11 protein-coding genes and 4 pseudogenes are annotated in these 13,262 nt (G+C 59.7%); 7 read left to right on the plus strand and 8 right to left on the minus strand.

Annotated features, from left to right (window positions below):
* Window positions 1–5: 5 nt before the first annotated feature.
* From ACG33_RS13025 to ACG33_RS13035, 3 genes are all read right to left on the minus strand, one after another.
* Window positions 6–1,712: an IS1634 family transposase gene (locus ACG33_RS13025; protein ID WP_066921341.1), complete on the minus strand. Its 1,707-nt coding sequence runs from the start codon at window positions 1,710–1,712 to the stop codon at window positions 6–8.
* A gap of 220 nt (window positions 1,713–1,932) precedes the next feature.
* The gene (locus tag ACG33_RS13030) at window positions 1,933–3,231 is read right to left on the minus strand and encodes a sensor histidine kinase (protein ID WP_168160096.1); all 1,299 of its coding nucleotides are present in this window, start codon (window positions 3,229–3,231) and stop codon (window positions 1,933–1,935) included.
* A 29-nt stretch (window positions 3,232–3,260) separates the two neighbouring features.
* Complete coding sequence (locus ACG33_RS13035) at window positions 3,261–3,947, minus strand: response regulator transcription factor (protein ID WP_066921840.1); 687 nt, start codon at window positions 3,945–3,947, stop codon at window positions 3,261–3,263.
* A 125-nt stretch (window positions 3,948–4,072) separates the two neighbouring features.
* On the opposite strand from ACG33_RS13035, the gene ACG33_RS13040 reads away from it, so the two are divergent.
* From ACG33_RS13040 to ACG33_RS13065, 6 genes and pseudogenes are all read left to right on the plus strand, one after another.
* The gene (locus ACG33_RS13040; RefSeq protein ID WP_066921842.1) at window positions 4,073–6,250 is read left to right on the plus strand and encodes a TonB-dependent receptor; all 2,178 of its coding nucleotides are present in this window, start codon (window positions 4,073–4,075) and stop codon (window positions 6,248–6,250) included.
* A 552-nt stretch (window positions 6,251–6,802) separates the two neighbouring features.
* Window positions 6,803–7,132, plus strand: a complete 330-nt coding sequence (locus ACG33_RS13045) for a helix-turn-helix domain-containing protein (RefSeq protein WP_066921844.1) — start codon at window positions 6,803–6,805, stop codon at window positions 7,130–7,132.
* Window positions 7,132–7,842, plus strand: a pseudogene (locus ACG33_RS13050) (HipA N-terminal domain-containing protein); the annotation flags it as partial. The gene ACG33_RS13045 and the pseudogene ACG33_RS13050, both read left to right, overlap by 1 nt.
* Before the next feature lie 111 nt (window positions 7,843–7,953).
* Window positions 7,954–8,307 (plus strand): helix-turn-helix domain-containing protein, encoded by a 354-nt coding sequence (locus tag ACG33_RS13055; RefSeq protein ID WP_066921846.1) that lies wholly within the window; start codon window positions 7,954–7,956, stop codon window positions 8,305–8,307.
* Window positions 8,304–9,560: a type II toxin-antitoxin system HipA family toxin gene (locus ACG33_RS13060; protein WP_066921848.1), complete on the plus strand. Its 1,257-nt coding sequence runs from the start codon at window positions 8,304–8,306 to the stop codon at window positions 9,558–9,560. The genes ACG33_RS13055 and ACG33_RS13060 overlap by 4 nt, the downstream gene beginning before the upstream one ends.
* 100 nt (window positions 9,561–9,660) lie before the next feature.
* Complete coding sequence (locus ACG33_RS13065) at window positions 9,661–9,939, plus strand: hypothetical protein (RefSeq protein ID WP_066921850.1); 279 nt, start codon at window positions 9,661–9,663, stop codon at window positions 9,937–9,939.
* Here the strand turns inward: ACG33_RS13065 and ACG33_RS13070 are convergent.
* The 4 genes and pseudogenes from ACG33_RS13070 to ACG33_RS13080 form a co-directional block, all read right to left on the minus strand.
* Window positions 9,924–10,367, minus strand: a pseudogene (locus ACG33_RS13070) (tyrosine-type recombinase/integrase); the annotation flags it as partial. The gene ACG33_RS13065 and the pseudogene ACG33_RS13070 sit on opposite strands and share 16 nt — an antisense overlap.
* Window positions 10,368–10,656: 289 nt before the next feature.
* On the minus strand, window positions 10,657–10,824 hold the full coding sequence (locus ACG33_RS16250; protein WP_157071795.1) for a hypothetical protein: 168 nt from the start codon (window positions 10,822–10,824) through the stop codon (window positions 10,657–10,659).
* Between the two features lie 102 nt (window positions 10,825–10,926).
* A complete protein-coding gene (locus ACG33_RS13075) occupies window positions 10,927–11,454 on the minus strand; it encodes a GNAT family N-acetyltransferase (RefSeq protein ID WP_066921854.1) in 528 nt (175 codons plus the stop codon).
* A gap of 4 nt (window positions 11,455–11,458) precedes the next feature.
* On the minus strand, window positions 11,459–11,731 hold the full coding sequence (locus tag ACG33_RS13080; protein ID WP_066921856.1) for a type II toxin-antitoxin system TacA family antitoxin: 273 nt from the start codon (window positions 11,729–11,731) through the stop codon (window positions 11,459–11,461).
* Window positions 11,732–11,875: 144 nt separating this feature from the next.
* Between ACG33_RS13080 and ACG33_RS17120 the strand changes: the two are divergent.
* A pseudogene (locus ACG33_RS17120) lies at window positions 11,876–12,082 on the plus strand (AbiEi antitoxin N-terminal domain-containing protein); the annotation flags it as partial.
* Here the strand turns inward: ACG33_RS17120 and ACG33_RS16795 are convergent.
* A pseudogene (locus ACG33_RS16795) lies at window positions 12,077–12,883 on the minus strand (tyrosine-type recombinase/integrase); the annotation flags it as partial. The pseudogenes ACG33_RS17120 and ACG33_RS16795 sit on opposite strands and share 6 nt — an antisense overlap.
* Window positions 12,884–13,262 lie beyond the last annotated feature (379 nt).

Below are 13,262 nucleotides of genomic sequence, written 5' to 3' on the forward strand. Positions count from 1 at the left end.
AGTGTCTACACAGTGATGGTTTGCAGTAGCTGGAGCGCTCGGTGTTGACTTGCGCTGGGCGTTGTGACCATCTGAAAGGGAACCGGATTCGTGCGTGCGCCACGGGCGATGCAGGTGTTGCGCACGATCGTGGACAGATCCTGCAGCAGGGTGTGGAAGCTGTGCAAGGGCGTTCCGTCCTCGCTCGTGCGCTGCGCGATCTTTTGCAAGGCCCGCTCGGAACGGCGGGCGGGTGCGACCGGATCGCGCGTGAGCTTGGCCTGGAGGTCCTCATCGGCGAACAGCAGTTCGCGCCAAGCCTGCTGCATGTGCCACTCCACGTAGTAGGCCAGCATGCACAGGAAGATGTGCGCGCGCACGCGTGACTCGAGCCGATGGTGGATCGGCCGTACTTTCAGATCGACCGTTTTGAGCGAGCGAAAGGCACGCTCGACCTGGGCCAACGCCTTGTAGCTGCGCACCGTGTCCGCCGCGGACATCTGCTTCTTGGGCAGGCTGGTGCGGATCACGTAGATGCCATCCAGGGAAGCTTCCGCTGCGATCCGTTCCTGTAGCAGCTGGCAGTGTAAGTGCCGCTCGCCGATGTCCAGCGCGAAATGCTTGCCGACCTTGTACTTGTTGAGCACCCGGCCCACGCACACACCGATGGCGGCCTGGCCTTTCAGCGCACCGCGTTCGACGCGACAGCGCACCTTGTCCAACTCCTTCATCGTCGCCTCCAGCAGCGCTTGGCGCTTATACGCACGCAGCTTGGCCAGTTGCGGATTACGACAGGCGACCAGCCGCTCGCCGGGATAGTCAGGATGCACCAGCTCGAACAGATTGCGATCATCGAACAGGCCCAGCTGCAACGCCTCCCCTTGCACCAGGGTGCGGATTTGGCTGCTCTTGAGCGCCGTGATCCAGGCTAGACCGTCCAGTTCGCGCAGTTCAGTAATCGCCTTATGCGAGATCATGCCGCGATCGCCCACCAGCACGAGCTGCTGCAATCCGAAGCCTTCGCGCAACTTCTGCACCTGGGGCATGAGTGTCTTGGCATCGGCGGTGTTGCCTTCGTACACCGAGATCGCCACCGGGCAACCCGCCCGGGTCGTGAGCAATCCGTAGTTGACCTGCAGCTTGTTCTTCTTGCCGTCGCGACTGTGACCGATCTTCGCCAGCGGACAATGCGAGCCTTCGAAGTAGCTGGAGCTCAAGTCATACAGTGCCAGGGCGCCTTGCTGCAGGTGCCGTGCAGCCAGCTTGCGCTCGATACGATCCTGTCGCTCCAGCAGCCAGTCCATCGCCGCATACAGATCATCCTCGTCGGCCTCAGCTACCGCGTACTCTTCCGCCAAGGTCGTGTTGTGCCACCAGCGTGTCGTGGCCAGCTTCGTGTGCGGCGCCAGTACGCGTGCGGCCACCATCGCACACACTCGATCGCGCTCGGGGCTGGGACGTGAGGCGATCAGCGCCTCGAACCCAAGCCGCTGCATGGCTACACGCACGGCCTGCGCATGCCCATGAGGGCGCGATTGCAGCGTCTCAAACAGCTCCTGAGCGGGCCTGACTGCGACCCCGGCCAGCACGGCGCGAATCGCCTCGATCTGCTCATCCGATAGCGCCGAGAGGTTCGCCAGCGTGCGTTTGCGCACGCTCCTGCCCTCACGATATGACTCACGCAGCAGGTAGGTGGGGCGCGAGGTGCGGTTGGGCACGGCATCTATGTGCATGGCTACATCATGCCGCACCGCCGACCAACATGCAAGCCTGGTCCTATCCTTTTACATGGCTACACCATGCACCCAACCACACCCCTCTGATCGTCACAAAATCGCGGTAATCTCAGGCGTTGAGGACCTTCACGTGTCGTGAAGTTGCCGGGAACTTGCGGCTAGAAGCAGTGACGCCGGCACCGCGATCGCTCCTGCACGAGCGGAGACACCAGACTCTCTAAGCGGTTAGAGATACCTCGACAACACCATGCTCTCGATCACGGAATTGCCCTTCACTCTTCACCGATAACACCTCGGTCAGTTGTAATCGAGCGATGGTGCCGCCCGTCACACTCATATCGAATTCGAGGCGCCAGCCCAGGTGATCACACAGCCGTGCGATCAGATCGAGGCCGATGCCATCGCCCTGCCGGCCTCCGGCGCGTGCCAGTTGCACCTGCAGGCGCGCCAGCTCTTCCTCGGTCATACCGCTGCCCGGATCTTCGATCACAAGGGTGTCCGATGCGTCCAGTGATACACGGATCGTGCCGCGACTGCTGTTCTCGATCGCATTGCGAACCAGATTGCCTATTGCTGCCTGTGCAACCGGAACCGGCAGCACCATTTCGCGGGACGGCATAGCGCCGAAGGCAAGCTTAAGCTCCTTGCCCTCGAGCAGATATTCATGGTCCAGCGCGACGCGATGAACCAGATCAGCCAGGTTCACGGACGTTGCACTCGACCGCAGTCGTCCTGGATCACGCGCCAAAACGAGCAGCAGTGTCACCAAGTCCTGCATGCTGTGAGAGGTTCGCAGAATGCGAGAGAGATGGGGACGCGCCAACTCGATGCTCGGTTGTTCGGCGGCAACCTCGGCGGCGCCGGCGACGACCGTTATGGGGGTGCGTAATTCATGGCTTGCCATGTTGAGAAATGAGTGCTCGCGCTCGACGAATTTTTCACTGCTGTGCAGATATTCGTTTAAGGCCTGACCGATCACGGTGGTCTCCACCGGATCGGAGCCGCGAATCACCACCCGCTGATGGCGCACTCCAGGACGCAGGTTGCCGATCGTGTCACTCAGTCGTGTGAGTGGTTCGACCAACCATTTTGCGCCCATATAAGTCAGACCACCGAGACCTGAAACGAGCAAAGCCGAAAATATCGCCATCGTCAAAAACAACGTCCTTTCCTGGCGTTCCATCTCGGAAATATCGAGTGCGAGTACCGTGCGATCTTTTCCGATACCTTCGACGAGTACGGCATATACCTTGCCGTCGAAGATGAGCTCGTCATGAACGCCCGGTGGCAGGGATGCAAACACGGCCGGAATCGGCTTGTCCACCGCGCGGCCGAATGCCCGTACCGCATCGGTATCTTCCCAGTGTTTGTCCTGTGCGCCGCGCTGTAGCCAGTGCGCCATTTCTCCCTGCAGCAGCGCCTCCCAGGTTCGGTGCTCCGCTTGCTCGTTGACCCAGTAGCCGAGCAATGTGGTCAGCAGAGAAAGCAGCACGGTGTAGCACACCACGCCGACCACGATCCGCTTACGCAGACTGTTGCGCTCACTCATGAGTTGCGCTGCTCCGGCGCAGCGATGCGATAGCCGACCTTCGGGATCGTCTGCAGCAATTTGACGGGAAATGGGCCATCCACTCGTTTGCGCAGCTCATAGATATGGGCGCGTAACACATCACGATCCGGCGCATTATCACCCCATATGGCCAGTCCTAACTCGTGTCGTTGGACCAAGGACGGACTCGCCTTCATCAGCACTTCGAGCAGGTTGGTGATGGCTGTATACAGATGCAGTTGGACCGCTCCGCGCCAGATTTCACGTGTCGCTACATTGAGCTGCAGATCGCCGACTTGCAGAATTTGTTGTCTGCCCTGCGCGCGAACCAGCAAAGCCTGCAGACGTACTTCCAACTCGGCGAGCGCAAAGGGCTTTGTCAAATAATCGTCTGCGCCGGCCCGAAAGCCGGTGAGCTTGCTCTCCAGCTGATCACGCGCAGTGAGCATCAACACGGGCAGCATCGAGCCACCATCACGCAGCGTACCCAGCAACGCAAGTCCGTCCATTTTGGGCAACATCCAATCAAGCACGATCGCATCGTAACCACCGTTCAACGCAAGCCTCAATCCGGCGCGCCCATCGCGGGCGACATCGAGTTCGAATCCGCGCGGTTCCAGGTAACCGAACAGATTGGCGACCAGATCGGCATTGTCCTCGATCAACAAGATACGTTTGCCCATCGCTCCCGGAGGGCTCCCCATTCGGTGCGTTTGACAAATTTTTGACATCATCCGGTCTAAAGTTTACGGAATGCGAATAGTTTGCATTCTATTTTGCAATAACCCGACTTAGCATCAAAATCAAGATGAAATCCATGCACCCGACCGCCCGCACTCATCGTTTACTTCTCTCGTTCGTCGTCGGTACTGCGCTTGCACCTGCAGCGTATGCGGCCGAGGCACCGCCCACAACAACGCTGCCGACCGTTCGCGCCATCGCCGAGCCGGACGCCTATAGCGCATCTGCTGCCGATGCCATGAAAACGAACACGCCGCTTCGGGATGTGCCGCAATCCGTCAGCGTCATTACTCGCAAAAGCATTGACGATTTGAATATGCAGAATATCGGTGATGCCGTCGTATATGTGCCCGGTGTCGTGATGGCTCAAGGTGAAGGTAACCGCGAGACACCCGTCATCCGAGGCGTCAGCTCGACCGGTGACTTCTTTCTCGATGGCCTGCGCGATGATGTTCAGTACTACCGCGACCTCTATAACATCGCACAGGTCGAAGTGCTTAAAGGACCCAACGGCATGCTGTTTGGCCGCGGGGGCACCGGCGGGCTGATCAATCGCGTCACCAAACAAGCTGACTGGCAGGAAGTTCGCGCCCTGACCCTGCAAGGCGGTTCGAACAGCAACAAGCGCATCACCCTCGATGCGGGACAAGGACTCAATGAATCGGTCGCCTTCCGCGTGAACGGCCTGTACGAGGACTCGGACAGCTACCGTGACGATGTGACACTGAAGCGCTACGGCATTAATCCGACCCTATCGTTCAAAGCCGGTGAAAACACCACCATCAGCCTCGGCGTCGAATACTTTCACGACGAGCGCGTCGCGGATCGCGGCATATCCTCCTATCTAGGCCGGCCATTGGATCTCGACCCGGGCACCTTCATCGGCGATCCAGACCAGTCACCGACAGAAAGCACAGTCAAGTCGTCGAACGCGCTCATCGAGCATCGTTTCAGCGATGACATGGTATTGCGCAATCGCACGCGCTACGCCGACTACGACAAGTTCTATCAGAACGTCTTTGCGGGGGCGGTCAATACGGCGGCAGTCGCGGGCAATCCACCGGGCACCATGGTGGCAATTGTCGCTTACAACAGCGCGACTCAGCGACAGAACTTCTTTAACCAGACGGACTTGAATTTTTCAGTTACCACCGGCGTCATTCGGCACAACCTCCTGACTGGGATCGAGCTCGGCCGCCAGGATACAAAAAATTTCCGCAATACCGGTTACTTCGACGGCGTCGCGCCAGGCACCACTTCGATCACGGTGCCGGTCAACAACCCTCGCACGACGCAACCGGTGACTTGGCGCCAGTCGGCCACCGATGCCGACAACGACGGCACCGCAAAGATCATCGCCCTGTATGCCCAGGACGAAATCGTGCTATCGCCCCGCTGGCAGGTGATTGCCGGTCTACGGTTCGACAATTTCAAGGTGGATCTGACCAACAAGCGCACGGCTGCGAGATTCGACTCCAAGGATAATCTGCTGTCCCCGCGCCTGGCGCTCGTGCACAAGCCGCTGGAAGCGCTGTCCCTTTACGCCAGCTATGGCCTGACGTATCAGCCGCGTGCCGGCGATCAGCTCGCCTCATTGTCGGCAAGCAACGCATCGCTTGATCCGGAAGAATTCACCAACTATGAAATTGGCGCCAAATGGGATGCGTTGCCCGCCCTCTCCCTGTCGGCGGCTTTGTTCCGTCTCGAGCGCTCCAATATTGCAGTGGCCGATCCCCAGGCGGGTGAGCCGGGCGGACCTCCGCCTGGAACGATGATCCTGGTCAAGGGGCAGCGTAATCGAGGTATCGAACTCGGCGCGACCGGCGCGGTCACCAACCAATGGTCCCTCATCGGATCCTTCGCGTACCAGGAAGGAGAGGTGACGCACGATCAATCGGCAACGATTCTGAAAGGCGCGCATCTTGGCGCGCTTCCCAAAGCCACCTTCTCGTTATGGAACCGGTATGACTTCTCATCCATGTGGGGCATCGGAGTCGGTGTCATCCACAAGGACGATGTCTTCGCATCGACGCAGAATCTGGCCTCTCCGGCCATCAATGTGAAACTGCCGAGCTATACGCGGGTGGATGCCGCTGCATTCTTCACGTTCAGTGAACGTCTGCGCGCACAGGTGAACATCGAGAATCTGCTGGACAAGGACTATTATGTCTTTGCCAACAGCAACAACAACATCACGCCCGGATCGCCGCGTGCGTTCCGGGTTACGCTGACGGCATCGTTCTAATCCGGTAAAGCCCCTCAGCTCATCGGAGCCATCAACGATTCGTCGCTCTCGATCCCGGTCTGTCAGGAATGACAGACCGGCGCTCGGTCATCCGAACGCGGCCCCTGCAAGGTTCAGGAAACTGCGTAGTTTGGGGGGCTCGCCTGGAACGCATTGGTCGAGGCAAGCAAACCGGATTGGAGCAAACAGGAATAACCGCGTTGTTCGGAAGATGGCGCTCGACGACGCTCGAATCAACCAAAAACGGGCGGGTGATGAAAACAGAATCTGGCACCCAACTCATTGATTTATAAAGCATTATTTCCGTTAAAAACGAAGATACGCCACATTTTGTACCAGCTCCATGCATGCTGGCAATGTTGTACGGATCGGTGCCGGAAGTCCCCACTGAGACTGGGTATCGAGCTCTCTGAAACAATTAACACTCCTGTAAGAGTCTCTATTATAATTAATAGCTCTTATCAGAGCTCTTATGGATTAATCTCGACTCTTAAGATATAACAGCTCCCCTGAGACCGTAAATCGATCTTTAGAGGTTCATTGGGAGTTCTTATGCCAGATATTCCCGCTCCCAAGCCTGTCGAGCGTGCCATCCGGAAGCTCGGCAGCGACATTTCCCTTGCACGTCGGCGCCGCCACATCTCCCAAGCTTCTCTCGCAGAGCGCATGGGGGCGTCCTTGTCCACCGTGCGCCGTATGGAGAAAGGCGACATGCGCATCCCCATCCACTTCTTCGCCCGCGCACTGCATGTCTTCGGTGAGATCCAGGCGCTTGAGCGCCTGCTGGATACACCGAACGATGAAATCGGCCTCACACTGATGGACGAGCGCTTGCCCCAACGGGTACGCAGTAAGCCCAGCGGCGCATCAGGCGCCCTGTGATGGTCATCACCGCACCGATTCGCCAGCAGGTTCAGGTCTGCATCGGAAAGGCTGGTCTTCCACTGGGTTCACTCGTCTACGTCCGGCAGGGTCGGCGTGAACACTGCGCTTTCGCCTATGACGAGGCTTGGCTGGCCAACCCGGCACGCTTCAACGTATCGACCGACCTGCAACTGACACCCGGCCACCAGTCGCACAAGGCCGCTTCGGCGCACAACTCCGTGTTCCATGGCGCGATTGCCGACACCGCTCCGGATGCTTGGGGCCGGCGCGTCATCGCCCGTAACTATGCCAAACGCCGCAAGGCCGATCCACAATTGGCACCGCTCACCGAACTGGACTACCTGCTAGCTGTGGACGACTTCAGCCGAGTGGGGGCCTTGCGTCTGCGCGATCCAGAAGGGAATTGGCACCGAACGGTGCCCCAAGGTCAGCGCAGCACTCCGCCATTGATCGAACTGGAGCGAATCTATCAGGCAAGCCGAGCCGTCGAACGTGGCCAGGAGACGTCCGAGGACTTGCGATACCTTCAGGGCAAGGGGACTTCGCTGGGTGGCATGCGGCCGAAGTGCACGCTGGTGGATGAGGATGGCCGGCTGGCCATCGGGAAGTTCCCAAGCGTGAACGACACGCGCAGCGTGACGCGTGGTGAAGTGCTGGCGTTGAGACTGGCCGCACTCGCGGGCATTGATATCCCTGCTCACAGAGTAGAGATGGACTTGATTTTGTACCAGTTTGACAGCTGTTGACAAATTCTAGTCGCAGGCTATTTATTACGCTATAATGGACAAAATTTGATATTTTTGTCTTAAATAGAAAACATGCCCCGTAAGTCACCTGTTGTCTTCCCCCAGGAACAGCGTCTGCTCTCCGAGCTGGGTGAACGGCTGCGCCTTGCCCGCAAGAGGCGCAAGCTCAGCAACGCGGTGGTGGGCCAACGGGCGGGGGTTTCCAGGACCACCGTGTACAAGGTGGAAGCGGGCGACCCCGGCGCAACCCTGGGGGCCTATGTCCGGGTGCTGGCCGTGCTGGGCCTCGAAGGCGATCTCAATCTGCTGGCCGCCGACGACCGGATCGGGCGCAAGCTGCAGGATCTGGCGCTGGAACCATCACCCGATACCAGGCGCCGAAAGGTCAACCCTCCGCCGGCCCGGAATCGCGAGGGGTCTGCATGACCAAGCAGGACAACGCCCTGGAAGTCTGGCTGGATGATGACCTCGACCCTCCATGCCTGGTCGGCACGCTGGCCCATGACCGTGGCCAGATCCGCTTCCACTATGAACGGGACTGGCTCCAGAACCCTCGCGCCTTTGCGCTGGATCCCGACCTCTCCCTGGACGAGCACCCCTTCTTTCCGAAGCCGGAGTTCGGCAACTTCGGCATCTTTCTGGACTCGTCGCCTGACCGCTGGGGCCAAACGCTGATGAAGCGCCGTGAGGCCTTGCAGGCCAAGGACGAGAAGCGGCCGCCCCGCACGCTCTACGCCTGGGACTTCCTCATCGGTGTGCAGGACCAGACCCGCCAAGGCGCATTGCGCTTTCGTCGGCCGGGTACGGAAACCTTCCTCGGCGACGAGACGATGGCGGCGCCGCCAGTGACGACCTTGCGTGAACTGGAAGTAGTCGCCTATCAACTCAGCAGCCGGCGCATCGACGACCTCGATGCCCTGCGCAGATGGTTGGCGGTACTCGTCGCGCCGGGCGCCTCGCTGGGTGGGGCCAGACCTAAGGCCAACTTCACGGAGGCAGACGGCTCGCTCTGGATCGCCAAATTCCCCGCCCATGAGGACGACCGGGACGTTGGGGCCTGGGAGTACGTGGTTCACCAACTGGCCCGGAAGGCTGGCGTGGATGTACCACCGGCGAGGCTGATCAGGCTGGGCAACGATTTTCACACCTTCTGCGTGCAGAGGTTCGATCGCGCGCATGGTACCCGGCGCTTCTATGCTTCGGCGATGACGCTGCTGCGCAAGACGCAGAGCGAGGGCACGAGCTACCTGGAACTGGCCCAGTTCATCCGCGCCCAGGGAGATGCGGAGCATGCGGACGCGGACCTGGCGCAGCTATTCCGTCGCGTGGCATTCAACGTCGCGGTCGGCAACCGGGATGATCACCTGCGCAATCACGGCTTTGTGCTTGGCAAGATGGGGTGGCGCCTCGCGCCGGCGTTTGATGTCAACCCGAACATCTACAAGGCGGAGCATGTCCTGAACATCGACGATGTCGACAACCGGCCGAGCCTGGAGACGGTTCTCGGCGCGGCAGTGTTCTACGGGCTGGGTGACGACCCTGCTCGGCAGGTGATAGAGGAAGTGGCGGCAGTGGTCGATGGCTGGCAGGATGCGGCGCGCAGAGCCGGCATCTCAGGCGCCGACATTGACCTGACTGCGGGGGCTTTCTCTGCCCATGCGGAGTTTCGTGCCCAGTAGGGTAGACGGATGCCAGCACTGTGCCGCGCTGAGAAACCGCATCCACGTCTGCGAATCCTGACTCTCAATCCCGGCATGCGCAAGGCGCAGTGGGACGCCGATGAAAGCGGCTGTCTCTGCCGCGATCGCCAAAGTTCAGGACGAAATCGATCTGACCCAGAGGAAGGTCAAGAAAAAGGCCGAGGAAACCGCGCGCCACACGCACGACGCGCTGAAGGCCATCGACCCCAACCTTGCCAAAGAGCTGACCCCGCAATTCACGCCGCTGACCACCGCCAAGTGGGCTGGGCTGTTCTCCGTCAACATGGATATCATCAGTTGCAGCTGTTTTACAAATTCTGCAGGAACAGTCCAGAGCCTTCACTCTAGATCGAACTGATCCGGCGTTGCGAATCGCAGCTCTCCTGTGCGTACACCTGCCAGCAATAGCAGGCGCAGACCAAGCCGAATCTGCTGGTGTCCCCGATAGCCACGCGATCCCTGCAGAAGCAGCGGCAACTCCTCCACCCGCAAGAAGGGGTTGTGGGCAACGGGCATTCTCGGCAGGGCAACGGCATCCAGATCCGACGCGGGATTGCACTCAAGTCCTGGGAACTTGACCATGGCGAACCGGAAGAGTTGCCGGAGCCAGAGCCGGCACTTCTGGGCAATGGTGAATGCGCCACGTGCCTCGATTTTTGCCAACACTACGACCAGATCGCTTCGGCTGATGTCGTATATCGACCGCTTCCTGAATGACTGGCTGTAAGTGGATCTCGGTAGACGTCTCTGGAACGTCGTAGCCGCGAAAAAGAGGCTTAAGCCTCTGACTAACTTCTAATTCGCAGCGCTCCATGGCCTTCAGTGGACTGGAGCGGGTGATGGGAATCGTACCCGGTCCCTAAGCGGTTGATGAAAAAGACTTCCTCGTCCATGCGGCCGGTGATATGGGCCGCATTTCGGGCCCAATTTTCGCACGTGGCTGAGACGTGTGTACAGCTGTTCCACCGCGTTCCGCTGACGCCTGTTAAGAGCCATTTCGCCAGTTCTCCGCCGCTGCAGAAATGTTCAACAGCGGGCCCGCATATCTACACTTGGACGTGGAAGCGGCTATGCACTACGGCGTCCGCATGTGGCGCAGTACCTCATTCGCAATGTCGGTGATGCTGTCCTCGACCAATTCGCCCCGCCCGGCTTGTGCGATCCGGCCGGTCAGCAGGGTCTTCAGTTCCTGCAGAGCCTGATGTTGCTGGTCGTCGGTGGTGTTGATCGTCAGGCGGTTCATGGGCGTGCTCCGAACTGAAGATGTAGGCGCTCAGTATCGATCATGTGTGAACTCGTAGCTCTGAAGTGATGCGGGCCACAAACCGATGCCTATCGGGCAGCGCTACAGCGTCCTTCCGCCTGCCGATGGAGGCGCTACAAGCAGTCGGCGCGCATCTTTCAGCAGCAGCAGTAGTTGCTGTTCGCGGGCCGGCGATGCCGCAAAACCGAAACGCAGATAGAAGCGCGAGGCATCCTCGTCAATCGGATGAGTTAACAGTGCCCGAACACCGGCCTGTTCGGCGATGACCAGAGTGCGGCGGATCGCATCCTGCAGGAGCCCAACGCCAATGCCACGACCCTGGTCCTGTCGGGCCACCGCCATCCGGGCCAGGATGACAACGGGGATGGGATAGGCGCCCATGCCCTTGCGGATACGATCCGGGGCTTCGAGCGTGTCGATCTGCCCCACCGTCAGACTGTAGTACCCCACGATACGGGGACCGTCACAGACCACGTAGGTCTTGGCGGAACCGCTGGCCTGCGCCTGTCGTGCATGGCGCGCCAGCCAGTCATCCAGGCTGGGTTTGCCGCAGTCGAAGCCATCCAGTACGTGGCTGGCCTCCAGTGCCTGGGGCACCGTCAGCGGCATTGGCTTAAGCCCAGGGCGCCGTTCGGGAGAACAGGTCCTTCAGGCCAGGGTTGTCCTGTGCCGGCCGATCCAGCAGGTCCAGCAAGGCCCGTGATTGGCTGCCAGACACCAGAAACAGGCGCTGATCGAGCAGCGTCTGTTCGGCGGCCTGGCAGGCGCTATCCAGGATGAAATCGGTCATCGACTTGTGCGCTGCTTCGGCGGCGCGTCGCAGGACGGCTTCCTGCTGGGGTGTGGCGCGCAGACCGAGACGGGCGGAGCGGGCGGTGGTTGCCATGATAGGGAACCTCCTGATCTGAATTGTACGCTACGTTATCACAATAGGCGCACAAATCGGAATCTGATTGCTACCCACGTCACCCCTGAGGTGAGATCTGCCTAGGTGCGCCGAAATGATTATTAGATGCTAAATTTATAAATTATTAACAGAAATAAAAGACATCAAGTAATCAAGCACCTCCAAACGGAGCTTCCCCGAGGGGCTCCGTTCGATCTGGCTGTGCTCCGCCAGTTCGGCGTCTCTCCCCAGCTGGCTGCCCAGTACGTCAGGAGTGGCTGGCTTCTGCGTCTGGCTCAAGGCGTCTACGCCTTTCCTGCGGATCGCTTCGAGGTTCATGGCGCGCTGCGGGATGATCCAAAGTCCCTGGTCCAGATGGAACTGATCCGGCGTCGCCAGTCGCAGTTCGCCGGTGCGCACGCCGGTCAAAAGCAGGAACCGCAGTCCGAGCTGGGTCTGCAACCTGCCGCGATACTTGCGCAGCCGCTGCAACAGCTTCGGCAGGTCGGGCATACGCAGGAACGGATTGTGGTTCACTGGCGGCAGCGGCACCGCGACCACATCGAGATCGGATGCCGGGTTGTACTCCAGGTCCGGCACCACAACCAGCGCGTAGCGGAACATCTGGTCGAACCAGGTTCGCACCTTCTCGGCGACGGACAGCGCCTTGCGCCGCTCGATCCTGGCGATCACTTCCAGCAGATCGGGGCGCTTGATGTCATAGATCGAGCGCTTGCCCAATGCCGGCAGCACGTCCTTCTCGAAGATGCGCGGGAGTACCGATGCGGTGCACTGCCGGCCCTTCTTGAGGCTGAGTTCGCGATGGGTGAACCACTGCTTATACACCAACTCGAAAGTGTGCTCGCCAGCGAAACGGACTGCGGCGCGCTTCTGCTTGCGATGGGCACGTGGATTGATGCCCTTAGCCAACAGAGCTCGCGCTTCATCACGCAAGCCACGCGCTTCGCGCAGCGTGATCTCTGGGTACGTACCCAGCGACATACGCTTCTGTTTGTTCGACCAGTAATAACGGAAGTGCCAGGTTCTACCACCGCCCGCCGTTACAGCCAGTGAGAGGCCATCCGTGTCAGCAAGGGTGTAGGCCCTGCCTGTTGCCCTAGCTCGTCGAACAGCGAAATCCGAGAGTGCCATGCTCTTGCTCCTGTGCAGGAATCAGGAGCCGATGCTCGTCTCGTTGACCTCGCCCCTCTATCATCAATCCGGAATCCATCGCACCCACAAATATGGACTTATTTATGGACTTAAACGTCCTGGCTGCAGGCGGATTCCGGTGGACGGCGCTGGAACGTCGAGTCGAGGAAAACCTCCCACATGACAATGACTTGCAGCGCTTCCTGGCCGTCCGCGGAATTCCGCGGATTGATGAAGTGGAGCGGGTGATGGGAACAGCACCCGGTCGCTAACTCGTTTATTACGAACGTTTTTTCCGATCCAAGCGTCACGGAATGGACTCGATTGTGGACTCAAGTCTTCGGCCTGGTCAACGCAGGCCGTTGCGGGTGATCCAAAG

It is taken from the genome of Steroidobacter denitrificans (genome assembly GCF_001579945.1).
Classification (GTDB): domain Bacteria; phylum Pseudomonadota; class Gammaproteobacteria; order Steroidobacterales; family Steroidobacteraceae; genus Steroidobacter; species Steroidobacter denitrificans.